The sequence below is a fragment of the Streptomyces sp. NPDC055243 genome (assembly GCF_044544025.1).
In the GTDB taxonomy this organism is placed as follows: Bacteria; Actinomycetota; Actinomycetes; order Streptomycetales; family Streptomycetaceae; genus Streptomyces.
Genome location: NZ_JBITWR010000007.1, coordinates 288,497 through 311,261, shown reverse-complemented (window position 1 = coordinate 311,261; position 22,765 = coordinate 288,497). Strand labels below are relative to the sequence as shown.

Below are 22,765 nucleotides of genomic sequence, written 5' to 3'. Positions count from 1 at the left end.
TCACCGGCTCACCAGCGGCACACGGACGCGCACCACTCCTACGCCCCGCTGATGGGCCCGCTGGGGTTCGCGCGCAGCCACGGCGGGTTCGACCAGGCCCTCTGGCCGGCATCCGCAGAGGTCGGCACGCTAACCCCCCTCCTCCCTCGCCAGACGCGCCAACTCGCCCTGGAAAACGTCGAGTCGGGCCTGTAGCAGCGCCGCCTCCGCGACCAGCTCCGGCACCCCCATACCCTCGGAAGGTGCCCCCGGCAGGGACTCGGCGACCGTGACGCCGTCCCCGGCGAGGCGGGCGAACTCCGCGAGCCGCAGCGACGTACGGCTGCCCACGCAGGCCCCGCACACCCCCTCGACCACCCGCCACCCCGGCCTGCCCCACCCCGCGTCGGCGAGGACCGCGGCCCGCGCCCCGCAGCCGCACGGCCGCACCGTCACCGTGCGCACCCGCTGCCGCGCGTACCGGAAGCCCCGCTCGAAGCGGATGTACGCGCCGAGCACCGTCACCTCGAGCAGCGCGGCCCCACGGTGATCGCCGGTGCACAGGAGCGCCTCCGCGTCGGCGCGTTCGTGGACGCAGTGGAAGCCGCAGTCGCAGCGGCGGTGCGGGGCCGCGTGCCGTCGGCCGTAGACGCAGTGGGCCGCGTCCAGCGTGCCGTAGGGCAGGGCCGCGCCCAGGGAGACGCCGGTGAACCCGGCCCTGGCGCCGTCGTGGGACAGCACCAGGCGGGCGATCTTGTATCCGGTCGGCGGCTCCGTCGGGCGTTCCTCGGGGAGCCGCAGCCTCATCGGACCGCGGGGACCTCGACCGCCGGCTTCTCGGCCGGCACCGCCGGTTCGGGATGCGGCTCCGCGTGCTGCTCAAGACCTTCCGGCCGCAGCCGCTCCTGCGGGTCTTCCTCGGCGATCCCGGTGGCGAGTGCTTTGCCCAGCCTCATGACGCCTCCTGTGGCCGGCGGCCCTGCGGCCGTCCGTCGACTACCGTCCGGCCCATGGTGGCCCATACGGGGGCGAGTTGGCACTAGGGCCCGGCCCGCCCGCGGCCACCTCGTAGCATTCCTGTCGTATATCTCGTAGCAGAATTAAGTGGAGCTTCAGCTTCGCTGAACCGACACTGCCCCTATGACCTCTCCCTCCACAGCGCCTCCTCCCTTCGGCCGCGCCCTCTGCGCGATGGTCACGCCCTTCACGGACGACGGCCTGCTCGACCTCGACGGCGCCCAACTGCTGGCCGAGCGCCTGGTGGCCGACGGCTGCGACGGTCTCGTGCTCTCCGGCACCACCGGCGAGTCGCCCACCACCTCCGACAGCGAGAAGGCCGCGCTCGTACGCGCCGTCGCCGAGGCGGTCGGCGACCGGGCCTCGGTCGTCGCGGGCGTCGGCAGCTTCGCCACGCGGCACACCGTGGAGATCGCCCTCCAGGCCGAAAAGGCGGGCGCGGACGCCCTGTTGGTGGTCACGCCCTACTACAGCAAGCCGCCCCAGGACGCCGTCGAGGCGCACTTCCTGGAGGTCGCCGACGCGTCGGGGCTGCCGCTGGCGCTGTACGACATCCCGGGGCGCACCGGGACCCGCATCGAGCCGGAGACGATGCTGCGGCTCGCGGAGCATCCGCGGATCGTGGCCGTGAAGGACTGCGCGTACGACCTGATGGGCACCCAGAAGGTCCTTTCCCGGACCGACTTGGCCTACTACACGGGATGCGACGAGTTCATCCTCGCCCTGTACGCGGTGGGCGGCGTCGGCTACATCAGCACGGTGGCCAACGTGGCACCGCGCCAACTCCGTTCGATCCTCGACGCGTTCGACGCCGGTGACACGGCGGAGGCGCGACGGCATCAGCAACAGGCCATGGAGCTCATCGAGTTGATGATGGGCGCGGGCCTCCCCGGCACGGTCACCTCCAAGGCGCTGCTCGGCGCGCTCGGTCTGCCCGGCGGTCCCGTCCGCGCACCGCTGCGGCCCGCCGGCCGCGAGGCGACCGACGGGCTGCTTGCCGCGTACGAGGCACTGCGGCAGTCGGCGTAGCCGCCGCGTCAAGATCAGCCCGCGGCGGGGAAGCCCCCGGCCTTGGTCCAGTTGAGCGTGTCACTGCCCCGGCTGAACGTGACCTTCTTGCCACCGGTGGCGACGGCGATCTTCTCCCAGCCGTCGAAGTTCTTCGTGAGGTGCGTGGCCCACTTCGTCAGCGGGCCCGTGGCGACCGCGGCGACCGACTCGGTCGGCGGCTCGCCGTCGGCGCAGTACACGCCGAAGTCCCCGAAGGCCGCGACGGTGCCGTCCTTGGCCTTGAGCGTGATCCCCTGGCAGGCGTCGGTCTTCGTCTTGTACACGAGGGCCGACTTGGACCAGCCCTTGGCCCTGGGGCTGTAGTCCTGCACGAGGAGCCCCTTGCCCTTCATGTAGTGCATCGCCACGCGCCGCCCGTCGGCGAGCTTGACCTGGGCGTTGAACGGGCTCGGGCTGCCGCTCCAGTGGATGTCGCTCTTCTCCAGCGGATAGCTGTGGTCGCCGGTGCCGACGGAGGTCCGGGTCACTTCCTGCGCGCCACCGCCGCCGACGTCCTGGCTCTGCCCGGCGCTCTCACCGCACCCGGCCACCAGACCGAACACCGCCACTCCGCTCAGGGCAAGGGCCCTGATCCCCGTTCGGCGCATGTCGCTCTCCTGTCGTCCCAGTCGTCCCGGTTCGCCCCGGCCGTCCCGTGCGGCATCCGCACCGCACGCATGACAGGGCAGCTTACGCACGGCACCACGCGAAGAGCGCCCTCCGGAAGACCGAAAGGCGCTCTCTTGGGCGGCGATGCTCAGTTGTTGCTGTGCAGCACGTCGTTCAGGCCGCCCCACACCGCGTTGTTCGGGCGGGCCTCGACGGCGCCGCTGACCGAGTTGCGGCGGAAGAGGATGTTCGAGGCGCCGGACAGCTCGCGGGCCTTGACGATCTGCCCGTCGGGCATGGTCACGCGGGACCCTGCGGTGACGTAGAGACCGGCCTCCACGACGCACTCGTCGCCGAGCGCGATGCCCACGCCCGCCTCGGCGCCGATCAGGCAGCGCTCGCCGATGACGATGCGGACGTTGCCGCCGCCGGAGAGGGTGCCCATGGTGGAGGCGCCGCCACCGATGTCGGAGCCGTCGCCGACGACGACACCGGCGGAGATGCGGCCCTCGACCATGGAGGTGCCGAGCGTGCCCGCGTTGAAGTTCACGAAGCCCTCGTGCATGACGGTCGTGCCCTCGGCGAGGTGCGCGCCCAGGCGCACCCGGTCGGCGTCGGCGATGCGGACGCCCTTCGGCGCGACGTAGTCCGTCATGCGCGGGAACTTGTCGATGGAGGTCACCGCGAGGTGCAGGCCCTCGGCGCGGGCGTTGAGCCGGACCTTCTCGACGTCGTCGACGGCGACCGGGCCGAGCGAGGTCCAGGCGACGTTGGCGAGCAGGCCGAACTGGCCGTCCAGGTTCTGGCCGTGCGGCTTGACCAGGCGGTGGCTGAGCAGGTGCAGACGCAGGTACACGTCGTGGGTGTCCAGCGGCTTCTCGTCCAGGGACGCGATGACCGTACGTACGGCGACGATCTCCACGCCACGGCGCGCGTCCGGGCCGATGGCCTTGGCGGCGCCCTCGCCGAGCAGCTGCACGGCACGCTCGGCGGTGAGCCGCTCGGTGCCTGCGGGGCCCGCTTCGGCGGCGAGCTCGGGCGCGGGGAACCAGGTGTCGAGAACGGTGCCGTCGGCGGTGATGGTGGCGAGGCCTGCGGCGACGGCGCCGGTGGTGCGGGAAGCGTTCGTGTCGGTCATGGGGAAAACCTAACCGGCGGTGCGCCGCGCGGGCGAACCGGTCTCAGTGACCGGGCTCGGCGACCGGGCTCGGCGACGGCTCTCAGCGACCGGCTTCCGGCGCGACACCGTCCGCCGTGGACGCCGTGGACGCCGTGGACGCCACGGACGCCTTGACCGCCGTGGACGCCGTATCCGCCGGGACGAGCCGGTTGAACACCTCGCGCGCGTACGCCTCGTCGTACGGCACGCCCGTGAGCAGCACCTGCAGACAGATCCCGTCCACGAGCGCGACGAGCGCCTGCGCGGTGACGGGGTCGGTGCGGCGCCGCAGGACCTCGGCGAGCACCTCCCCGCACTCGGCGGCCACGGGCTGCAGCGCCGGCTTGCGCAGGGCGGCCAGATAGAGCTCGTACTCCAGCTCCAGCTCGGTACGGTCTCCCGCGAGCCACCGTCCGAGCAGCCCGGCGAGCTCACCGGCGAGGTCGGCCCGCGCGTCCTCGAACGCGCCGCTCGCGGTGACCGCCTTGGCGAACCCCTCGTTGGCCTGCCGCATGGCGGCCACCATCAGCTCGTCGAGTGTCTTGAAGTGGTAGGTGGTGGACCCGAGCGGCACGTCGGCCTCCGCGGCGACGGACCGGTGGCTGAGCCCCCCGATCCCCTTCTCCCCCACCACGCGGATCGCGGCGTCGATGATCCGCTGACGCCGCTCGGGGTCGTAGCGCCGGGCCATCAATGGGCTCCGCCGAGGTTGAGCAGGACGACGCCCGCGATCACCAGGGCGATCCCCGTGATCTTGACCAGTCCGGTGGATTCCCCCATGAAGAGCATCCCGATGGCGGCGACCGCGGCGGTTCCCGCCCCCGCCCAGATCGCGTAGGCGGTGCCGACGGACAGCGTCTTCAGGGTCTGCGCGAGCAGCGTGAAGGCGATCAGATAGCCGGCGACGGTGATCAGCGAGGGCCAGAGCCTGCTGAACCCCTCGCTGTACTTCATGGCCGTCGTCCCGGCCACCTCCGCCGCGATGGCCGCGGCCAGCAGTCCGTATCCCATGCGTACGAGTGTACACAACGGTGCGTACGGGCGTACATAACGCCGGTCGCCCGAACGGCTAAGGTGACGCGATCACTGTGGGGGGCCACAGCGAACACGCGCCGCGCACGGCAAGACACCACGGGAGCACAAGAGCGATGTCGGACACATCGGGGTGGGGACCACAGGGCTGGGGCCGGCACGGCGGCTGGACGCCTCCGCCCCCGCCGCCCAAGCCGGGCGTCATACCCCTCGCCCCGCTGGGCGTCGACCATGTCCTGGGCGGCGCGTTCGCCACGATGCGGCGGTACGCGAAGCCGCTGTTCGGCACCGGGGCCGCGGCGTACGGCGCGCTCGCCGTCGTCATGGCCGTGGCCGCCGCCCTCGCCTACCTCTCCGTACGCGAGCACGTCCGGGCGGTGTCCGAGCCCGGCTCGGCGTTCTCCTGGGACCACGGCATGCCGGTGCTCGTCGCCTTCGGGGCGCTGTGGCTGGTGGGCCTCCTGGGCACGCTGGCGGTCAACTCGTTCATCCAGGCCTCGTGCGCGGCCACGCTGCACGAGGCGGTGCTCGGCCGCCCCGCGACGTTCGCGGCGGTCTGGCGCAGGGCGTGGTCGCGGACGCCGTCCGTGATGGCGGTGACCGTGCTCCTGTCCTTCATCCTGCTGCTGCCGCTCGGCGCGTGCGTCCTGCTCGTCGTGGGCCTCTTCGTCATGATCCTGAGCGGGTGGGCCGTACCGCTCGGCATGATCTTCCTGCTGACCCTCGTCGTGACCCCGCTCGCGGCCTGGCTGTACGTCCTGTTCGCCTTCGCCCCGGCGATCGCGTCCCTGGAGACGGCGGGCCCGCTCCAGGCGCTGCGCCGCTCCGTACGCCTGGTCCGCGGCGCCTGGTGGCGCACGTTCGGCATCTCGCTGCTCGCCGGGGTCATCGTGGCCGTCGCGTCCATGGCGGTGCGCCTCCCCCTGCAGTTCGCCATGCCGGACCCGCCCCCGGTGGACCCGGACAGCTCCACCTCCACGGTCCTGCTGGACCAACTGAGCTCCCAGGTCGGCCTGTACGCCCTGCTCGGCCTGGTCGGCACGCTCATCACGCAGCTGGCCGCCAGCGTGTTCCTGCCCCTGGTGACCGCCGTGCTCTACATCGACCGACGCATCCGCAAGGAGGGCCTGGCGCACACGCTGGCGCAGGCCGCGCCGGTTCAGCCGTACGCCCCGTAAGACCCCCGTAGAGCCCGCAGAGCCCGTGAAAACAGTTCGGCCCCCCGCGCGGTGAGCGCGGGGGGCCGAATCAGTGGTCGCCTCAGACGTTGAACCCGAGCGCGCGAAGCTGCTCGCGGCCGTCGTCCGTGATCTTGTCCGGGCCCCACGGCGGCATCCAGACCCAGTTGATCCGGAGCTCGTTGACGATGCCGTCGGTGGCGGACTTCGCCTGGTCCTCGATGACGTCCGTCAGCGGGCAGGCCGCCGACGTGAGCGTCATGTCGATCGTGGCGATGTTCGCGTCGTCGACGTGAATGCCGTAGATCAGGCCGAGGTTGACGACGTCGATGCCCAGCTCGGGGTCGACCACGTCGTACAGCGCCTCGCGGACCTCTTCTTCGGAGGCCGGCTTGGTCAGGGTCTCGTTCTCGCTCATGCGGTCTTCCTCTCAGCGACGTCGTCGGTACCGAGTGCCTGTGCCGTCGCGTCCTTCCACGCCATCCAGCTCAGCAGAGCACACTTCACACGCGCCGGGTACTTCGAGACCCCGGCGAACGCGACGGCGTCCTCCAGGACCTCCTCCATCGCGTCGTCCGGCTCCAGCTTGCCCTTGGACTGCATCAGCTCCAGGAACACCGCCTGGATCTTCTGCGCGTCCGCGAGCTCCTTGCCGACCAGCAGGTCGTTCAGGACGGATGCGCTGGCCTGGCTGATGGAGCAGCCCTGGCCCTCGTACGAAACGTCGGCGATCGTCGACCCGTCGTACTTCACGCGCAGCGTGATCTCGTCGCCGCACGTCGGGTTGACGTGGTGCACCTCGGCGTCGCCGTCGCGCAGACCGCGCCCGTGAGGGTGCTTGTAGTGGTCCAGGATGACTTCCTGGTACATCGAATCCAGCTTCACGTTCCCAGCCAGCCCCTCAGCCGAAGAAGTTCCGTACGTGCTCCAGGCCGTCGATCAGCGCGTCGATCTCGCCGGGCGTGGAGTACAGATAGAACGACGCTCGCGTCGTCGCAGGAATTCCGTAACGGAGGCAGACGGGGCGGGCGCAGTGGTGACCCACGCGGACCGCGATGCCTTCCTCGTCCAGGACCTGGCCGACGTCGTGCGGGTGGATGTCGCCGAGCGTGAAGGAGATCGCGGCGCCGCGGTCCTCGGCCGAGGCCGGACCGATGATCCGGAGGTCGGGGACCTCCAAGAGGCGCTTGACCGCGTACTCGGTGATCGCGTGCTCATGAGCGGCGATCTTGTCCATGCCGATCGCGGAGAGGTAGTCCACGGCCGCGCCCAGGCCGACGGCCTGGGAGACCGGGGGCGTGCCCGCCTCGAACTTGTGCGGCGCGGGAGCGTAGGTCGACGAGCTCATCGACACGGTCTCGATCATCTCGCCGCCACCGAGGAACGGCGGCAGGTCCTCCAGGAGCTCCTGCCGTCCCCACAGCACGCCGATGCCCGTCGTGGCCAGCATCTTGTGGCCGGTGAAGGCCACGAAGTCGGCCTGCAGCGCCTGAACGTCGAGCACCATGTGCGGGGCGGCCTGCGAGGCGTCGATGAGGACGAGCGCACCGACCTCCTGCGCACGGCGGACGATCGCCTCGACGGGGTTGACCGTGCCCAGGATGTTCGAGACCAGGACGAAGGAGACGATCTTCGTCTTCTCCGTGATGATCTCGTTGATGTTGGACAGGTCGAGCCGGCCGTCGTCGGTGAGACCGAACCACTTCAGCTTCGCGCCCGTGCGCTGCGAGAGCAGCTGCCACGGCACGATGTTGGAGTGGTGCTCCATCTCCGTGATGACGATCTCGGTCTCGTGGTCCACGCGGTAGGGCTCGTCCGCCCAGCCGAGCATGTTGGCCACGAGGTTGAGCGACTCCGAGGCGTTCTTCGTGAAGATCACCTCGTCGCGGCTCGGCGCGTTGATGAACGCGGCGACCTTGTCACGGGCGCCCTCGTAGAGCTCCGTGGCCTCCTCCGCGAGGACGTGCACTCCGCGGTGGACGTTGGCGTTGTGCTTCTCGTAGTACTCGTTGAGTACGTCGAGCACCTGGCGCGGCGTCTGCGACGTGGCCGCGTTGTCCAGGTAGACCAGCTTCTTGCCGTCGTGGATCGTGCGATCCAGGATCGGGAAGTCCTTGCGGATCGCCTCGGTGTCGAGGAGGCCGGTGAGCCCCTGGTGGGCCACTGTCACGCGGATACGCCACCCTTCGTGTATGCCTCGTAGCCCTCGGCCTCGAGCTTGTCGGCGAGCTCGGCGCCGCCGGACTCGGCGATGCGGCCGTTCGCGAAGACGTGCACGAAGTCGGGCTTGATGTAGCGCAGGATGCGCGTGTAGTGCGTGATCAGCAGGGTGCCGACCTCACCGGTCTCGCGGACGCGGTTGACGCCGTCCGAGACCTGGCGCAGGGCGTCGACGTCCAGGCCGGAGTCCGTCTCGTCGAGGATCGCGATCTTCGGCTTGAGGAGCTCCATCTGGAGGATCTCGTGGCGCTTCTTCTCACCGCCGGAGAAGCCCTCGTTCACGTTGCGCTCGGCGAAGGCCGGGTCCATCTGGAGCGTCTCCATCGCGGACTTGACCTCCTTCACCCAGGTGCGCAGCTTGGGGGCCTCGCCGCGGATCGCCGTCGCCGACGTACGCAGGAAGTTGGAGACCGAGACGCCGGGGACCTCGACCGGGTACTGCATGGCCAGGAACATGCCGGCGCGGGCGCGCTCGTCGACGGACATCTCCAGGACGTCCTCGCCGTCGAGGGTGACGGTGCCCTGCGTGATCGTGTACTTGGGGTGACCCGCGATGGAGTAGGCGAGAGTCGACTTGCCGGAGCCGTTCGGGCCCATGATGGCGTGCGTCTCGCCCTGCTTCACGGTGAGATCGACACCCTTGAGGATTTCCTTGGTGCCGTTCTCGACCTCGACGGTGACGTGCAGGTCGTGGATTTCAAGCGTTGCCATGTGCCTCAGGACTCCTGGGTGACGGAGACGAGCACATCGTCCCCTTCGATCTTTACGGGGTATACGGGGACGGGGCGCGTCGCGGGGAGGCCGGACGGCTTGCCGGTGCGCAGGTCGAAGCTGGAACCGTGCAGCCAGCACTCGATCTGACAGTCCTCCACCTCTCCCTCGGAGAGGGAGACGTTCGCGTGCGAGCAGATGTCGTGGATCGCGAACACCTCGCCCTCGGTGTTGACGACCGAGACCGGCGTGCCGTCGAGTTCCACCCGCTTCGGGGTGTCCTCCGCCAGCTCGCTCAGGCCACAGGCGCGTACGTATGTCATGCCGCCGATGCCTCCAGCTCCTCTTCGATCTTGGTGAGGAGGCGCTCTTCGACGTCGGGCAGGCCGATCTGCTGGATCAGCTCCGCGAAGAACCCGCGGACGACCAGGCGGCGCGCCTCGCCCTCCGGGATACCGCGCGACTGCAGGTAGAAGAGCTGCTCGTCGTCGAAGCGGCCGGTCGCCGAGGCGTGTCCGGCGCCGACGATCTCGCCGGTCTCGATCTCGAGGTTCGGCACGGAGTCGACGCGGGCGCCGTCGGTCAGAACCAGGTTGCGGTTCATCTCGTACGTGTCCGTGCCCTCGGCGGCGGCCTCGATGAGGACGTCGCCGATCCACACCGCGTGGGCGTCGTCGCCCTGGAGCGCGCCCTTGTAGACGACGTTCGACTTGCAGTGCGGCTGGTTGTGGTCGACCAGGAGGCGGTGCTCCTGGTGCTGGCCGGCGTCCGTGACGTACAGACCGATGAGCTCGGCCTCGCCGCCCGGGCCCGCGTACTCGACGCGGGGGTGCAGGCGGACGAGGTCGCCGCCGAAGGTCACGACGACCGACTTGAAGGTGGCGTCCCGGCCGATCAGCGCGTTGTGCTGGGCCACGTGCACGGCCTTCTCGTCCCAGTCCTGGACCGAGACGACGGTCAGCTTGGCGCCGTCGCCGACGATGAAGTCGACGTTGGCGGCCAGCACGGCGTCACCGGTGTGGTCGATGACGACCAGCGCCTCGGCGAACGCGCCGAGCTCGATGACCTGGTGCGCGAAGGCGGTGCCGCCCTCGCCGTGCACGGCGATCCGGATCGGCTCGGTGAGGACCGTCTCCTTGGGCACGGACACGACCGAGGCCTTCTCGAAGGACGTGTACGCCTGCGCGGCGACGCGGTCGACGGGCTTGCCCGCCTTGCCGACGCGCGCGTCGTCACGGCCGACGGTCTCCTGGATCACGCCGGCCGGGGCGGTCACCTCGACGCGGATGCCGCCGGTGGCGCCCCCGTCGGGAATTGCCGTACCGTCGTGCAGCCCGCGCAGGCGCTCCAGCGGCGTGAACCGCCACTCCTCCTCGCGACCCTGGGGGACCGGGAAGTCGGCCACGTCGAAGGACGGGGGCGCGCTCATGCGGGTGGCGACGGTGGACTCGGCGGCCACCGCGATGGACCCGGCGGTCGTGGACCCCACGGGGATGTTCTGAGCCTCAGCCATGGCTGTCGTCGTGCTCTCTCTCTGCGTAAGAAATCTGCTCGCTACGGGGGACGCGGCCGGTCTTAACCGACCGAACCCTCCATCTGCAGCTCGATCAGCCGGTTCAGCTCCAGGGCGTACTCCATGGGGAGCTCCTTGGCGATCGGCTCGACGAAGCCGCGCACGATCATCGCCATGGCCTCGAACTCCGTCAGACCGCGGCTCATCAGGTAGAAGAGCTGGTCGTCCGAGACCTTGGAGACGGTCGCCTCGTGGCCCATGGACACGTCGTCCTCGCGGACGTCCACGTAGGGGTACGTGTCGGAGCGGGAGATCGTGTCGACGAGCAGTGCGTCGCAGAGCACGTTCGACTTCGATCCGGCCGCGCCCTCGCCGATCTCGACGAGACCGCGGTAGGAGGTGCGGCCACCGCCACGCGCCACGGACTTCGAGACGATGTTGGAGGACGTGTTGGGCGCCATGTGGACCATCTTGGAACCGGCGTCCTGGTGCTGGCCCTCGCCCGCGAAGGCGATGGACAGCGTCTCGCCCTTGGCGTGCTCGCCCATCAGGTAGACGGCGGGGTACTTCATCGTCACCTTGGAGCCGATGTTGCCGTCGATCCACTCCATGGTCGCGCCCTCGTACGCCACGGCGCGCTTGGTGACCAGGTTGTAGACGTTGTTCGACCAGTTCTGGATCGTCGTGTAGCGGCAGCGGCCGCCCTTCTTCACGATGATCTCGACGACCGCGGAGTGCAGGGAGTCCGACTTGTAGATCGGCGCCGTGCAGCCCTCGACGTAGTGAACGTAGGCGTCCTCGTCGACGATGATCAGCGTGCGCTCGAACTGGCCCATGTTCTCCGTGTTGATACGGAAGTAGGCCTGGAGCGGGATCTCGACCTGCACGCCCTTGGGGACGTAGATGAACGAGCCACCGGACCACACGGCGGTGTTCAGCGACGCGAACTTGTTGTCGCCGACCGGGATGACCGTGCCGAAGTACTCCTTGAAGAGCTCCGGGTGCTCCTTCAGCGCCGTGTCGGTGTCCATGAAGATGACGCCCTGCTCCTCCAGGTCCTCACGGATCTGGTGGTAGACGACCTCGGACTCGTACTGGGCCGCGACACCGGCGACGAGGCGCTGCTTCTCCGCCTCGGGGATGCCGAGCTTGTCGTACGTGCTCTTGATGTCCTCGGGCAGGTCCTCCCAGGACGTCGCCTGCTTCTCCGTGGACCGCACGAAGTACTTGATGTTGTCGAAGTCGATGCCCGACAGGTCCGAGCCCCAGTTGGGCATCGGCTTCTTGCCGAAGAGCCGCAGGCCCTTGAGGCGCAGCTTCGTCATCCACTCGGGCTCGGACTTCTTCGCCGAGATGTCCTTGACGACGTCCTCGTTGATGCCGCGCTTGGCGGAGGCCCCGGCCACGTCGGAGTCGGCCCAGCCGTATTCGTACGTGCCCAGACCCTCGAGTTCGGGGTGGGCAGTCTCCGTGGGGAGCGTCATGCGGGGTTCCTCCCGGCCGTGCTTGCGGATGCGTTGTCAGTGGTCTGTGTGGGCTGTGGGGCGTTGCGGGGGATGAAGGTCGTGCAGACGCCGTCGCCGTGGGCGATGGTGGCGAGCCGCTGGACGTGCGTCCCCAGGAGGGCGGAGAAGATCTCCGTCTCCGCCTCACAAAGTTGTGGGTACTGCTCGGCGACGTGGGCGACCGGGCAGTGGTGCTGGCAGAGCTGCTCGCCCACCGGCGCGCTGCGAGCCGTAGCAGCGTACCCGTCGGCGGTCAACGCCTTCGCGAGAGCCTCCGTGCGCTGCTCGGGGGGCGCCGCGTCGATCGCCTTGCGGTAGGCCACGGCCTGGGCGGCCATGCGCTCGCGGGCGAATTCGACGACCGCTCCTTCGCCGTGCCGCTCGCTGATCCAGCGCAGGGCGTCGGCGGCCAGTTTGTCGTACGACTGGTCGAAGGCGTCCCGGCCGCAGTCGGTGAGCGCGAAGACCTTGGCGGGGCGGCCGCGCGTCCGCGCTCCGTAGATCCGCTGCTCGCGGGGCTCGACGACGTTCTCATGGGCGAGGGTGTCGAGGTGCCGGCGGACGGCGGCCTGGGTCAGACCGAGGCGTGCGGCGAGGTCGGCCACCGTGGAGGGGCCGTGGTCCAGGATGGAGCGCGCGACCCGGTTGCGCGTAGACCGCTCCCCGGTCGCGAGTTCCTCCTGCGGAGCCTCGCCAACGTTTTTCACAACGCCATTGTTGCGTAATTCCTCAGAGCCTGACAACCCGCGTCCGGATCACGGTCCGGTGCGCTGCATCACTTAGGCATACCTAAGCTGACCTGCGGAAATGATCACTGATCGATCAAATCGGTGGCGCGCGACGGCCTGCGGGAGGAGACTCCCTGACCATGCCTACACCCCCTCCCACCGGCCCTTTGTGTACCCGCGCGTCCCTCGCCGACGACCTCCGCGAGCTCGGTGTGAGCCCCGGTGAGACCCTCCTCGTGCACTCCTCGCTGAGCGCCCTGGGCTGGGTCAGCGGCGGCCCGGTCGCCGCCGTCCAGGCACTTCTGGACGCACTGGGCCAAAAGGGCACCCTGGTCGTCCCCACGCAGTCCAGCGACAACTCCGACCCGGCCGAGTGGGGAAACCCGCCCGTGCCCGAGTCCTGGTGGCCGGAGATCCGCGCCTCCATCCCCGCGTACGACCCGCGCACCGCCCCCACGCGCGGCGTGGGCGTGATCCCCGAGACCGTACGGACCTGGCCCGGCGCCCTGCGCAGCGCGCACCCCCAGACCTCCTTCGCCGCGGTCGGCCCCCGCGCCCAGGCGCTCCTGGAGGGCCACGCGCTCGACTGCCGCCTGGGCGAGCGCAGCCCGCTGGCCCGCCTGGAGGAATCGGGCGCCCGGGTGCTGCTGCTCGGCGCGGGCTTCGACTCCTGCACCTCCTTCCACCTGGCCGAGTACCGGCTCCCCGCCCCCGAGGTGGCGAACTCCTTCGCGGTCATGACCCCGGAGGGACGCCGCTGGACGACCGTGCGCGAGCCCTCCATCTCCGAGGAGCGCTTCGACGAGCTCGGCGCGGACTTCGAGCGGGACCGCCCCGTGGTGCGCGGCACGGTGGGCGCGGCGACGGCCCGGCTCTTCCCGGTGGCCGACGCGGTCGCGTACGCGCAGAGGTGGCTGGAGACCCACCGCTCACGGGCGGAGTGGGTCGGTCGGCAGCCCCCCGCCCGCGGCCCTGTTTCCCCTCTCTAGACTTCCCGCCATGGGAAATGAGTCCGTCGTCCAGGTCACCGGCCTGGTCAAGCGGTACGGCAAGAAGACCGCGGTGGACGGCCTCGACCTCCGGGTCCGCGCGGGCACCGTCACCGCGGTCCTGGGCCCGAACGGCGCCGGGAAGACCACCACGATCGAGACCTGCGAGGGCTACCGCAGGCCGGACGCGGGCACGGTCCGCGTCCTGGGCCTCGACCCGGTCCGCGAGGCCGGCCCGCTGCGGCCCCGCATCGGCGTGATGCTCCAGTCCGGCGGCGTCTACTCCGGGGCCCGCGCCGACGAGATGCTGCGCCACATGGCCAAGCTGCACGCGCACCCGCTGGACGTGGGCGCGCTGATCGAGCGCCTGGGCCTGGAGAGCTGCGGCCGCACCACCTACCGGCGCCTGTCCGGCGGCCAGCAGCAGCGCCTGGCCCTCGCGATGGCCGTGGTCGGACGGCCCGATCTCGTCTTCCTGGACGAGCCGACCGCGGGCCTCGACCCGCAGGCACGCCGGGCCACCTGGGATCTCGTACGCGATCTGCGCACCGACGGCGTCAGCGTCATCCTCACCACGCACCACATGGACGAGGCCGAGCAGCTCGCCGACGAGGTCGCGATCATCGACGCGGGCAAGGTCATCGCCGAGGGCACCCCCGAGGAGCTGTGCCGCGGCGGCGCCGAGAACACCTTGCGCTTCTCCGGCCGCCCCGGACTCGACGTCGCCTCGCTCCTCAAGGCGCTCCCGCCGGACTCGGCCGCGGCCGAACTCACCCCGGGGGCCTACCGCGTGAGCGGCACGGTCGACCCGCAGCTGCTCGCCACGGTCACCTCCTGGTGCGCCCAGCACGGCGTGATGCCGGAGAAGATCGCCGTCGAACGCCACACCCTGGAAGACGTCTTCCTGGAGCTCACAGGCAAGGAGCTGCGCGGATGAGCGCCGCCGGTACGTACACGCCGAAGCCGGGCGCCGCCCCGCTCCCCCGCATGATCGCCGCGCAGGCGGCGCTCGAGACGAAGATGCTGCTGCGCAACGGCGAACAGCTGCTGCTCACCGTCGTCATCCCCACGCTCCTGCTCGTCCTGTTCAGCGCGGTAGACATCGTCGACACGGGTGACGGCAAGGCGGTCGACTTCCTCGCGCCCGGCATCCTGGCCCTCGCCGTGATGTCGACGGCGTTCACCGGGCAGGCCATCGCCACGGGCTTCGAGCGCCGCTACGGAGTCCTGAAGCGGCTCGGCGCGTCCCCGCTGCCCCGCTGGGCCCTGATGGCCGCGAAGACGCTGTCGGTCCTGGTCACCGAGGTCCTGCAGATCGCGCTCCTGACGGTGATCGCCTTCGCGCTCGGCTGGTCGCCGCACGGCAACCCCTTCGCCGTACTGCTCCTCCTGATCCTCGGCACCGCGGCCTTCTCCGGCCTCGGCCTGCTGATGGCGGGCACCCTGAAGGCGGAGGCGACCCTGGCCGCCGCGAACCTGGTCTTCCTGCTCCTGCTGGTCGGCGGCGGCGTCATCGTGCCGCTGGACAAGTTCCCGGACGCGGCCCAGTCGGTGCTCGGCCTGCTGCCCATCTCGGCCCTCTCGGACGGCCTGCGGGACGTGCTCCAGCACGGCGCGGGGATGCCGTGGGGAGACCTCGCGATCCTGGCGGTCTGGGCGGTGTTGGGGCTCGGGGCGGCGGGCAGGTTCTTCCGCTGGGAGTAGCCGCGGCACCGGGGCGGCGTAAGGCGCGTCACAGAAGCTGCGGATACGTCCCCCTCGTGAAGCCGTGCACAAGCGGACCCCTACGATGGTCCCCGTGCCAAACGTGACCCGAGCCGACGCCGTCTCCGCCGTGCGCAACCCGCTCGCCTTCATCGCCGAACGCTGGACCCCGCAGCAGCGGACCGTCCGGCACGCCGCCCTCATCTCGCTCGCGATGACGGTGTGCATCGTGGTCACCGGCGGCGCCGTCCGGCTGACCGGCTCGGGCCTGGGCTGCCCGACCTGGCCCAAGTGCACCGACGAGTCCCTGACGGCCACCCACGAGATGGGTTTCCACGGGTACATCGAGTTCGGCAACCGCATGCTGACGTACGTCCTGTGCGCGGCCGTCGGCTGGGCGATCATCACGGCGCGCTCGCAGAAGCCGATGCGACGCAGCCTCACGCGCCTGGGCTGGGTCCAGTTCTGGCTGGTCATGGGCAACGCCGTGCTCGGCGGCATCGTGGTCCTGGTCGGCCTGAACCCGTACACGGTCGCGGCGCACTTCCTGCTCTCCACCGCCCTGATCGCGGTCGCCGTCACGATGTGGCAGCGCACCCGCGAGGGCGACGGCGACGCTCGCCCGCTGGTCGGCAAGGCCGTGGCGCAGCTCGTGTGGTTCCTGGTCGCGGCGTCCGTGCTGCTCATCGCGGTCGGCACCGTCGTGACGGGCTCCGGGCCGCACGCCGGCGACTCCAGCGAGGTGCCGCGCATGGGCTTCGACTGGGAGACGGTGAGCAAGCTGCACGCCGTGCTCGCCTGGATCGTGGTGACGCTGACGTTCGCCCTGTGGTTCGTCCTCAAGGCCGTCGACGCCCCCAAGGGTCCCCTGCACCGCACCCGCGACCTGTTCCTGATCCTGCTCGCCCAGGGCGCGATCGGCTACGTCCAGTACTTCACGGACCTGCCCGAGGTCCTGGTCGGCCTGCACATGTTCGGCTCGTGCGTGGTGTGGATCGCCGTGATGCGCGTCCTGCTCTCGCTGCGCGAACGCCCCTCCGGCGCCGCCGAAGTGCCGTCCCAGACGGGCGGCTCCCAGCTGTCCTCCGTCTGAGGAGTCCGCTCGGTCCGCGGGGTCCGTGGCCGCGAGCCGTCAGCCGTCAGCCGTCCGAAAGGCCGTACACGCGCCGTGCGTTGCCCGCCGCGACGAGCCCGGCCACCCGCTGCGCGTCCGGCAGCGACCACGCCCCCTCCGTGACCCACCCGCCGAGCACGCGCCCCAGCGCCTCCCCGAAGAGCCGCGCTCCCACCACGTGCAGCTCGGGAAGCCCGTGCGCGCCGCTGGAGAACAGCAGCTTGCCGAAGGGGGCCAGCTCCAGGATCTCCGCGAGCACGGCCGCCGCGCGGGCCCCCGTGCGCACCAGGGCGGGCCCCAGATCGGCGTACACGTGCGGGAAGAGGGCCGCGAGGTCCGCTGCGTTGCGGTGGTACGGATAGCCGTGCAGCAGGACCAGATCGGTGCCGAGCCCCGCGGTCGCCCGCGCGAAACCGCCGAAGTAGCCCTGCGGATCACCGGCCCCCGCGTGCAGTTGCAGCGGACGTCCCGACGCGACGGCGATCCACAGCAGATGCCTCAGCAGTACGGGGTCCTGGAGCGCCCCGCCCACCTGCCGCCGGGCGAGCCAGCGGTCCGCCGCGCCCCGCACCTCGCCGGGACCCGGCGGTTCGGGGGCCAGGGCGAGACTGCGCCGCACGCCCGCCACGGAGGTGAAGGCGACGGCGTTCGCGGCGGCCGCGTGCACGGACTCGGCGAGATTGGCGAGGAACGAGTCGACGGTGCCGGAGGTGTCGGCCACCTGTTCGGCCAGTAATTCCAGGCGGACGATCTCATGCGCGTCGGCGTCGCCGGTGGAGGCCATCTCGCCCGGCCCGGTCAGATCGCCGGGCAGCCCTGTGTCCACGAGATACGTCGTGATGCCGCTCCCCCGCAGCAGCCGCCGCCCCGACTCAAGGACGCCCAGTTCGCGCCGGCGGGCGAGATAGCGGGCGGGCGGGCAGTGCGGTTCGAGGCCGAGCAGCGGCGGGCACCAGCGGCGTACGGCGAAGCCCGTCTGGGTGTCGAAGAAGGTGGTGCCGGGCGCGGGCGGTCCCTCGCCGCGGCCGAGGTGGGCCTCGAAGGTGCCGAGGCCCAGCTCCATACGCAGCACACCATGGCAGTACTGGTCCACCAGGGACGGCGTTTCGATCATCCGGGCTCCCTGTAGGCGGACCGTGCTCCTTACGGTCCTAACGGGTGACCCGGGCGTCAGGTGTTGCTTTCGGCCAGTCCGTCCGCGACGGACTCAGCCGTTGCTCGGGCCGCCGAGCTGAATGCCCGCCATGCGGGACCACTCGTAGGGGCCGGTCTTCACCTTCGCCGCGAAGTCGCCGTCGAAGTCCTCGTGGACGGTGACCCCGGCCTTCTCGACGGCGCTCTGCGCGATCGCGTAGGTGGGCGCCACCAGGTCGCCCCAGCCGCCGTCCTCGCCGACCAGGACGATGCGGGTGCCCTCGTGCCCGATGTACGCGACCTGCGCCTCGGCACCGCCGTGCGCCTGGGCGAAGGAACCGATCTGCTTGGCCAGCTTGGCCGCCTTCTTCTCCGCGCGGGCGGCCTGCTTGCTGTCCTCAACCTGCTGCGTCTCTGCCATAGCCAGGATGCTACCGACGGGTAGATCAACTGGCGACGGGCGGGGCACGTGGCGTTCAACACCAGGTGCCCCGCCCGTCGGCGAGTCAGGAACCGCTACGCGCGGACTCAGCGGAGGAAGGGATCCACCGCGACCGCCACGAACAGCAGCGAGACGTAGGTGATCGACCAGTGGAACAGCCGCATCTCCTTGAGCTTGCCGCCCGTGACCTCGGCCTTGGCGCGGTTCTGCAGGCCGTGCGCCTCCCACAGCCACCAGCCGCCGGTCACGAAGGCCACCACCGTGTAGAACCAGCCGGTGTAGCCGAGCGGCTGGAGCAGCAGCGAGACGGCGACCATCACCCAGCTGTAGAGGACGATCTGACGCGCGACCACTTTGTTCGACGCGACGACCGGCAGCATCGGCACGCCCACGCGGGCGTAGTCGTCCTTGACCTTCATGGACAGCGGCCAGTAGTGCGGCGGCGTCCAGAAGAACATGACGAGGAAGAGGATGACCGGCGCCCACGACATGGAGTTGGTGACCGCGGACCAGCCGATGAGCACCGGCATGCAGCCCGCGATGCCGCCCCAGACGATGTTCTGCGAGGTCCGGCGCTTCAGGATCATCGTGTAGACGACCACGTAGAAGAGCAGGGCGCCCAGAGCGAGCCAGGCGGACAGCCAGTTGACGACGAGGCCGAACAGCAGCGTGGAGGCGATCGCGAGCGCGATGCCGAAGACGAGGCACTCGCGCGGGCTGACCATCCCCGTGACCAGCGGCCGCTGGGACGTACGGTCCATCAGCGCGTCGATGTCCCGGTCGATGTACATGTTGAGCGCGTTGGCGCCACCCGCCGACAGGTAGCCGCCGAGGCAGGTCACGAAGACCAGCCAGAGATCGGGCACCCCCTGTTCGGCGAGGAACATCACCGGAACGGTGGTGATCAGGAGGAGCTCGATGATTCGCGGCTTGGTCAGCGCCACGAACGCCATGACACGGGCCCCGAGCGGCCGGTGGCTTGGGCTAGAGCTCGTCCCAATTGCTCCCGCTGGACGGGATTCAACGGCCGTCACGCACACCCCTGACAGAGACTTCCCAGCAAGCCGCGTCGGACGTTCAGACATGAAGATCCGGTAAAGGCTCGCGCGTACCACGCCACTGTAGACGTTGCCCATACCTCGCCCTTCGCGGGGGTGGGGTCGTGTTGAGCAGCGTGTTGGACCGCCCGAAACGCGGCCCGACACCCGTTCAGATGAGCGGTCCGGCACTCGTTCTGAGAGTCCAGATGAGCGGCCCGCGGATCACATGGTGAACACCGTGGATCCCTTTCGGGAGGCGGATACCGGCGCACCCCGGCACTCTGGAATGACTCGAAAAAATGCACGTCTTTACAGCGGTAGGCTCGACATCGGCCGGTGGGATCTACATCGCCGGCATTCGACATGTGGAGAGGAGCCCTGACTCAGGGTGAGCACCAAGCCGACCACCACAGACCTCGAGTGGACCGAACTGGACCAGCGGGCTGTTGATACTGCCCGCGTCCTGGCCATGGACTCCGTACAGAAGGTCGGCAACGGCCATCCGGGTACGGCCATGAGCCTCGCGCCTGCCGCGTACACCCTCTTCCAGAAGGTGATGCGGCACGACCCCGCGGACGCCGAGTGGACCGGGCGCGACCGGTTCGTTCTTTCCGCGGGCCACTCGTCCCTGACCCTCTACATCCAGCTCTACCTGGCCGGCTTCGGCCTGGAGCTCGATGACCTGAAGGCCTTCCGCACCTGGGGCTCGAAGACCCCCGGCCACCCGGAGTACGGGCACACCACGGGCGTGGAGACGACGACGGGCCCCCTCGGCCAGGGCGTCGCGAACGCCGTGGGCATGGCGATGGCCGCCCGTTACGAGCGTGGCCTGTTCGACCCGGAGACCGCCGCCGGCGAGTCGCCGTTCGACCACCACATCTTCGCGATCGCGGGTGACGGCTGTCTCCAGGAGGGCATCTCCGGCGAGGCGTCGTCGCTGGCCGGGCACCAGAAGCTCGGCAACCTCGTGCTGCTGTGGGACGACAACCACATCTCCATCGAGGGCGACACCGAGACCGCGGTCTCCGAAGACACCATGAAGCGGTACGAGGCCTACGGCTGGCACGTCCAGCGCGTGGAGCCCAAGGAGAACGGCGACCTCGACCCGGCCGCCCTCTACAAGGCGATCCAGGCCGCGAAGGCGGAGACGGAGCGCCCCTCCTTCATCGCCATGCGCTCGATCATCGCCTGGCCCGCGCCGAACGCGCAGAACACCGAGGCCGCACACGGCTCGGCGCTCGGCGACGAAGAGGTCGCGGCCACCAAGCGCGTCCTCGGCTTCGACCCGGAGCAGACCTTCGAGGTCTCGGACGAGGTCCTCGCGCACACCCGTGCGGCCCACGACCGCGGCACCGACGCCAAGGCCGCGTGGGAGAAGAGCTTCGCCGCCTGGCGCACCGCCAACGCCGAGCGCGCCGCCGAGTTCGACCGCATCGCCGCGGGCGAGCTCCCGCAGGGCTGGGAGGAGAAGCTCCCGGTCTTCGAGGCGGGCAAGGGCGTCGCGACGCGTGCCGCGTCCGGCAAGGTCCTCCAGGCGCTCGGCGCGGTGATCCCCGAGCTGTGGGGCGGCTCCGCCGACCTCGCGGGCTCGAACAACACCACGATCGACAAGACGTCGTCGTTCCTCCCCGTGGGCAACCCGCTGCCGGAGGCCGACCCGTACGGCCGAACGATCCACTTCGGCATCCGCGAGCACTCCATGGCCGCGGAGATGAACGGCATCGCGCTGCACGGCAACACCCGCATCTTCGGCGGCACCTTCCTGGTGTTCTCCGACTACATGCGCAACGCCGTCCGGCTGTCCGCGCTGATGCACCTTCCGGTGACGTACGTGTGGACGCACGACTCCATCGGTCTCGGCGAGGACGGCCCCACGCACCAGCCGGTCGAGCACCTGGCCTCGCTGCGCGCCATCCCGGGCCTGAACGTGGTCCGCCCCGCGGACGCGAACGAGACCGCGATCGTGTGGCGCGAGATCCTCAAGCGCTACACCAAGGAGTTCGGCAAGGGCGCCCCGCACGGCCTCGCGCTGACCCGTCAGGGCGTGCCGACGTACGACCGCGAGGTCACCGAAGGCGCGGTCAAGGGCGGTTACGTCCTGTTCGAGGCCGACGGCGGCAAGCCCGAGGTCGTCCTCATCGGCACCGGCTCCGAGGTGCAGCTCGCCGTCGAGGCGCGCGAGCAGCTCCAGGCGGCGGGCGTGCCCACGCGCGTCGTCTCGATGCCGTGCGTCGAGTGGTTCGAGGCGCAGGACCAGGGGTACCGCGACAGCGTCCTTCCGCCGTCCGTCAAGGCGCGCGTGGCGGTCGAGGCGGGCATCGGCCTGACCTGGCACCGCTTCGTGGGCGACGCCGGGCGCATCGTCTCGCTGGAGCACTTCGGTGCATCGGCCGACGGCAAGGTGCTGTTCCGCGAGTTCGGGTTCACCGCCGACGCCGTCGCATCGGCCGCCCGGGAATCGATCGACGCCGCTCAGCGCTGACGCCGACATACGACCAAGTAGGAGATGTAATCCTCATGACAGACGCACTCAAGCGCCTCTCCGACGAAGGCGTCGCGATCTGGCTGGACGACCTGTCGCGCAAGCGGATCACGTCCGGCAACCTCGCCGAGCTGATCGACCAGAGCCACGTCGTGGGTGTCACCACGAACCCGTCGATCTTCCAGAAGGCGATCAGCAGCGGTGACGGTTACGAGCAGCAGCTCGCCGACCTCGCCGCCCGCAAGGTCACCGTCGAGGAGGCCATCCGCATGATCACGACGGCGGACGTCCGTGACGCCGCCGACATCCTGCGCCCGGTCTTCGACGCGACGGGCGGCCAGGACGGCCGTGTGTCGATCGAGGTCGACCCGCGCCTGGCGCACAACACCGAGGCGACCATCGCCGAGGCCAAGCAGCTCGCGTGGCTGGTGGACCGTCCGAACACGCTCATCAAGATCCCGGCGACGAAGGCGGGCCTGCCCGCGATCACCGAGGTCATCGGCAAGGGCATCAGCGTGAACGTGACGCTGATCTTCTCGCTCGAGCGCTACCGCGAGGTCATGGACGCGTACGTGGCGGGCCTGGAGAAGGCGAAGGCCGCCGGCCTGGACCTCTCCAAGATCCACTCGGTGGCGTCCTTCTTCGTGTCCCGCGTGGACACCGAGATCGACAAGCGCCTGGACGCGCTCGGCACGGACGAGGCCAAGGCCGTCAAGGGCAAGGCCGCGCTGGCCAACGCCCGCCTGGCCTACGAGGCGTACGAGGAGGTCTTCTCCTCCGACCGCTGGGCCGCGCTCGACAAGGCGCAGGGCAACAAGCAGCGTCCGCTGTGGGCCTCGACCGGCGTCAAGGACCCGGCGTACAAGGACACCCTGTACGTCGACGACCTGGTCGCGCCGAACACGGTCAACACGATGCCGGAGGCGACCCTCGAGGCCACCGCCGACCACGGCCAGATCACGGGCAACACCGTGGCCGGGACGTACGACGCCTCGCGCGGCGAGATCGAGGCCGTCGAGAAGCTCGGCATCAGCTACGACGACGTGGTGCAGCTGCTCGAGGACGAGGGCGTCGAGAAGTTCGCGGCGTCCTGGAACGACCTGCTCAAGTCCACCGAGGCGGAGCTCAAGCGCCTCACCCCTTCGGAGGGCTGACCATC

Annotated in this window: 24 protein-coding genes and 1 pseudogene; 8 read left to right on the top strand and 17 right to left on the bottom strand. The window is 70.1% G+C overall.

Translation table 11 applies throughout. The features are described 5' to 3' along the window. Window positions 1-129: 129 nt before the first annotated feature. Window positions 130-786, bottom strand: coding sequence for a hypothetical protein (locus ACIGXX_RS22375; protein ID WP_399978012.1), 657 nt, complete (start codon window positions 784-786; stop codon window positions 130-132). Next, a complete protein-coding gene (locus ACIGXX_RS22370; RefSeq protein ID WP_399978009.1) occupies window positions 783-935 on the bottom strand; it encodes a hypothetical protein in 153 nt (50 codons plus the stop codon). The genes ACIGXX_RS22375 and ACIGXX_RS22370 overlap by 4 nt, the downstream gene beginning before the upstream one ends. Window positions 936-1,119: 184 nt before the next feature. Here ACIGXX_RS22370 and dapA point away from each other — a divergent pair, with 184 nt between their 5' ends. Then, window positions 1,120-2,025 carry a 4-hydroxy-tetrahydrodipicolinate synthase gene (gene dapA, locus ACIGXX_RS22365; RefSeq protein WP_399978006.1) on the top strand — a complete coding sequence of 302 codons (906 nt, stop codon included), beginning with the start codon at window positions 1,120-1,122 and terminating at the stop codon, window positions 2,023-2,025. Between the two features lie 14 nt (window positions 2,026-2,039). Here dapA and ACIGXX_RS22360 read toward each other — a convergent pair whose 3' ends face one another. The 4 genes and pseudogenes from ACIGXX_RS22360 to ACIGXX_RS22345 all read right to left on the bottom strand — a co-directional run bounded on the left by ACIGXX_RS22360 (window position 2,040) and on the right by ACIGXX_RS22345 (window position 4,843). Further along, window positions 2,040-2,654 carry a hypothetical protein gene (locus tag ACIGXX_RS22360; protein WP_399978003.1) on the bottom strand — a complete coding sequence of 205 codons (615 nt, stop codon included), beginning with the start codon at window positions 2,652-2,654 and terminating at the stop codon, window positions 2,040-2,042. Window positions 2,655-2,803: 149 nt separating this feature from the next. Further along, window positions 2,804-3,793: a 2,3,4,5-tetrahydropyridine-2,6-dicarboxylate N-succinyltransferase gene (gene dapD / locus ACIGXX_RS22355; protein ID WP_351161999.1), complete on the bottom strand. Its 990-nt coding sequence runs from the start codon at window positions 3,791-3,793 to the stop codon at window positions 2,804-2,806. 178 nt (window positions 3,794-3,971) lie between these two features. Further along, window positions 3,972-4,505 (bottom strand): annotated as a pseudogene (locus ACIGXX_RS22350) (TetR/AcrR family transcriptional regulator); the annotation flags it as partial. Further along, a complete protein-coding gene (locus ACIGXX_RS22345) occupies window positions 4,505-4,843 on the bottom strand; it encodes a multidrug efflux SMR transporter (RefSeq protein ID WP_351162001.1) in 339 nt (112 codons plus the stop codon). The pseudogene ACIGXX_RS22350 and the gene ACIGXX_RS22345, both read right to left, overlap by 1 nt. Window positions 4,844-4,962: 119 nt before the next feature. Here ACIGXX_RS22345 and ACIGXX_RS22340 point away from each other — a divergent pair, with 119 nt between their 5' ends. Beyond that, on the top strand, window positions 4,963-6,024 hold the full coding sequence (locus tag ACIGXX_RS22340) for a hypothetical protein (protein WP_361463552.1): 1,062 nt from the start codon (window positions 4,963-4,965) through the stop codon (window positions 6,022-6,024). Window positions 6,025-6,106: 82 nt separating this feature from the next. Here ACIGXX_RS22340 and ACIGXX_RS22335 read toward each other — a convergent pair whose 3' ends face one another. The 8 genes from ACIGXX_RS22335 to ACIGXX_RS22300 form a co-directional block, all read right to left on the bottom strand. Next, the gene (locus ACIGXX_RS22335; RefSeq protein ID WP_160504340.1) at window positions 6,107-6,442 is read right to left on the bottom strand and encodes a metal-sulfur cluster assembly factor; all 336 of its coding nucleotides are present in this window, start codon (window positions 6,440-6,442) and stop codon (window positions 6,107-6,109) included. Next, complete coding sequence (gene sufU, locus ACIGXX_RS22330; protein ID WP_344527077.1) at window positions 6,439-6,909, bottom strand: Fe-S cluster assembly sulfur transfer protein SufU; 471 nt, start codon at window positions 6,907-6,909, stop codon at window positions 6,439-6,441. The genes ACIGXX_RS22335 and sufU overlap by 4 nt, the downstream gene beginning before the upstream one ends. 16 nt (window positions 6,910-6,925) lie before the next feature. Next, window positions 6,926-8,194 carry a cysteine desulfurase gene (locus ACIGXX_RS22325; RefSeq protein ID WP_351162006.1) on the bottom strand — a complete coding sequence of 423 codons (1,269 nt, stop codon included), beginning with the start codon at window positions 8,192-8,194 and terminating at the stop codon, window positions 6,926-6,928. Next, window positions 8,191-8,955: a Fe-S cluster assembly ATPase SufC gene (gene sufC / locus ACIGXX_RS22320; protein ID WP_351162008.1), complete on the bottom strand. Its 765-nt coding sequence runs from the start codon at window positions 8,953-8,955 to the stop codon at window positions 8,191-8,193. Before sufC ends, ACIGXX_RS22325 begins: the two co-directional genes overlap by 4 nt. 5 nt (window positions 8,956-8,960) lie before the next feature. Further along, window positions 8,961-9,278 (bottom strand): bifunctional 3-phenylpropionate/cinnamic acid dioxygenase ferredoxin subunit, encoded by a 318-nt coding sequence (locus ACIGXX_RS22315; RefSeq protein ID WP_351162010.1) that lies wholly within the window; start codon window positions 9,276-9,278, stop codon window positions 8,961-8,963. Next, complete coding sequence (sufD, locus tag ACIGXX_RS22310; RefSeq protein WP_399977995.1) at window positions 9,275-10,468, bottom strand: Fe-S cluster assembly protein SufD; 1,194 nt, start codon at window positions 10,466-10,468, stop codon at window positions 9,275-9,277. Before sufD ends, ACIGXX_RS22315 begins: the two co-directional genes overlap by 4 nt. A 62-nt stretch (window positions 10,469-10,530) precedes the next feature. Continuing rightward, entirely contained in the window at window positions 10,531-11,952 is a 1,422-nt protein-coding gene (gene sufB / locus ACIGXX_RS22305; RefSeq protein ID WP_351162014.1) for a Fe-S cluster assembly protein SufB, read from the bottom strand. Then, window positions 11,949-12,680, bottom strand: coding sequence for a metalloregulator ArsR/SmtB family transcription factor (locus tag ACIGXX_RS22300; RefSeq protein ID WP_351162016.1), 732 nt, complete (start codon window positions 12,678-12,680; stop codon window positions 11,949-11,951). The genes sufB and ACIGXX_RS22300 overlap by 4 nt, the downstream gene beginning before the upstream one ends. 161 nt (window positions 12,681-12,841) lie before the next feature. On the opposite strand from ACIGXX_RS22300, the gene ACIGXX_RS22295 reads away from it, so the two are divergent. From ACIGXX_RS22295 to ACIGXX_RS22280, 4 genes are all read left to right on the top strand, one after another. Continuing rightward, window positions 12,842-13,690 (top strand): AAC(3) family N-acetyltransferase, encoded by an 849-nt coding sequence (locus tag ACIGXX_RS22295; RefSeq protein ID WP_366462214.1) that lies wholly within the window; start codon window positions 12,842-12,844, stop codon window positions 13,688-13,690. Between the two features lie 10 nt (window positions 13,691-13,700). Continuing rightward, entirely contained in the window at window positions 13,701-14,627 is a 927-nt protein-coding gene (locus ACIGXX_RS22290; protein WP_399977990.1) for an ABC transporter ATP-binding protein, read from the top strand. Beyond that, on the top strand, window positions 14,624-15,394 hold the full coding sequence (locus ACIGXX_RS22285) for an ABC transporter permease (RefSeq protein ID WP_351162022.1): 771 nt from the start codon (window positions 14,624-14,626) through the stop codon (window positions 15,392-15,394). Before ACIGXX_RS22290 ends, ACIGXX_RS22285 begins: the two co-directional genes overlap by 4 nt. A gap of 85 nt (window positions 15,395-15,479) precedes the next feature. Beyond that, window positions 15,480-16,487 carry a heme A synthase gene (locus tag ACIGXX_RS22280; protein WP_399977986.1) on the top strand — a complete coding sequence of 336 codons (1,008 nt, stop codon included), beginning with the start codon at window positions 15,480-15,482 and terminating at the stop codon, window positions 16,485-16,487. 46 nt (window positions 16,488-16,533) lie between these two features. Here the strand turns inward: ACIGXX_RS22280 and ACIGXX_RS22275 are convergent, their stop codons facing one another. The 3 genes from ACIGXX_RS22275 to ACIGXX_RS22265 form a co-directional block, all read right to left on the bottom strand. After that, complete coding sequence (locus tag ACIGXX_RS22275) at window positions 16,534-17,622, bottom strand: amidohydrolase family protein (protein ID WP_399977983.1); 1,089 nt, start codon at window positions 17,620-17,622, stop codon at window positions 16,534-16,536. Window positions 17,623-17,715: 93 nt separating this feature from the next. Continuing rightward, window positions 17,716-18,063 (bottom strand): hypothetical protein, encoded by a 348-nt coding sequence (locus ACIGXX_RS22270; RefSeq protein WP_361463565.1) that lies wholly within the window; start codon window positions 18,061-18,063, stop codon window positions 17,716-17,718. A gap of 107 nt (window positions 18,064-18,170) precedes the next feature. After that, window positions 18,171-19,124, bottom strand: coding sequence for a heme o synthase (locus ACIGXX_RS22265; protein WP_351162502.1), 954 nt, complete (start codon window positions 19,122-19,124; stop codon window positions 18,171-18,173). A gap of 388 nt (window positions 19,125-19,512) precedes the next feature. Between ACIGXX_RS22265 and tkt the strand changes: the two genes are divergently transcribed. After that, entirely contained in the window at window positions 19,513-21,606 is a 2,094-nt protein-coding gene (gene tkt / locus ACIGXX_RS22260; protein ID WP_351162030.1) for a transketolase, read from the top strand. A gap of 35 nt (window positions 21,607-21,641) precedes the next feature. Further along, entirely contained in the window at window positions 21,642-22,760 is a 1,119-nt protein-coding gene (gene tal / locus ACIGXX_RS22255; protein WP_351162032.1) for a transaldolase, read from the top strand. The last annotated feature ends 5 nt before the right edge of the window (window positions 22,761-22,765 follow it).

What these genes read in the sequence shown, in the direction of transcription:
- ACIGXX_RS22335 (WP_160504340.1), bottom strand. Translation starts at nt 6,442, where the DNA reads ATGAGCGAGAACGAGACCCTGACCAAGCCGGCCTCCGAAGAAGAGGTC.
- ACIGXX_RS22290 (WP_399977990.1), top strand. Translation starts at nt 13,701, where the DNA reads ATGGGAAATGAGTCCGTCGTCCAGGTCACCGGCCTGGTCAAGCGGTAC.
- dapD (WP_351161999.1), bottom strand. Translation starts at nt 3,793, where the DNA reads ATGACCGACACGAACGCTTCCCGCACCACCGGCGCCGTCGCCGCAGGC.
- ACIGXX_RS22275 (WP_399977983.1), bottom strand. Translation starts at nt 17,622, where the DNA reads ATGATCGAAACGCCGTCCCTGGTGGACCAGTACTGCCATGGTGTGCTG.
- ACIGXX_RS22360 (WP_399978003.1), bottom strand. Translation starts at nt 2,654, where the DNA reads ATGCGCCGAACGGGGATCAGGGCCCTTGCCCTGAGCGGAGTGGCGGTG.
- dapA (WP_399978006.1), top strand. Translation starts at nt 1,120, where the DNA reads ATGACCTCTCCCTCCACAGCGCCTCCTCCCTTCGGCCGCGCCCTCTGC.
- ACIGXX_RS22370 (WP_399978009.1), bottom strand. Translation starts at nt 935, where the DNA reads ATGAGGCTGGGCAAAGCACTCGCCACCGGGATCGCCGAGGAAGACCCG.
- ACIGXX_RS22280 (WP_399977986.1), top strand. Translation starts at nt 15,480, where the DNA reads ATGGTCCCCGTGCCAAACGTGACCCGAGCCGACGCCGTCTCCGCCGTG.
- ACIGXX_RS22270 (WP_361463565.1), bottom strand. Translation starts at nt 18,063, where the DNA reads ATGGCAGAGACGCAGCAGGTTGAGGACAGCAAGCAGGCCGCCCGCGCG.
- ACIGXX_RS22315 (WP_351162010.1), bottom strand. Translation starts at nt 9,278, where the DNA reads ATGACATACGTACGCGCCTGTGGCCTGAGCGAGCTGGCGGAGGACACC.
- ACIGXX_RS22340 (WP_361463552.1), top strand. Translation starts at nt 4,963, where the DNA reads ATGTCGGACACATCGGGGTGGGGACCACAGGGCTGGGGCCGGCACGGC.
- tal (WP_351162032.1), top strand. Translation starts at nt 21,642, where the DNA reads ATGACAGACGCACTCAAGCGCCTCTCCGACGAAGGCGTCGCGATCTGG.
- ACIGXX_RS22295 (WP_366462214.1), top strand. Translation starts at nt 12,842, where the DNA reads ATGCCTACACCCCCTCCCACCGGCCCTTTGTGTACCCGCGCGTCCCTC.
- sufC (WP_351162008.1), bottom strand. Translation starts at nt 8,955, where the DNA reads ATGGCAACGCTTGAAATCCACGACCTGCACGTCACCGTCGAGGTCGAG.
- sufD (WP_399977995.1), bottom strand. Translation starts at nt 10,468, where the DNA reads ATGGCTGAGGCTCAGAACATCCCCGTGGGGTCCACGACCGCCGGGTCC.
- ACIGXX_RS22285 (WP_351162022.1), top strand. Translation starts at nt 14,624, where the DNA reads ATGAGCGCCGCCGGTACGTACACGCCGAAGCCGGGCGCCGCCCCGCTC.
- ACIGXX_RS22375 (WP_399978012.1), bottom strand. Translation starts at nt 786, where the DNA reads ATGAGGCTGCGGCTCCCCGAGGAACGCCCGACGGAGCCGCCGACCGGA.
- sufB (WP_351162014.1), bottom strand. Translation starts at nt 11,952, where the DNA reads ATGACGCTCCCCACGGAGACTGCCCACCCCGAACTCGAGGGTCTGGGC.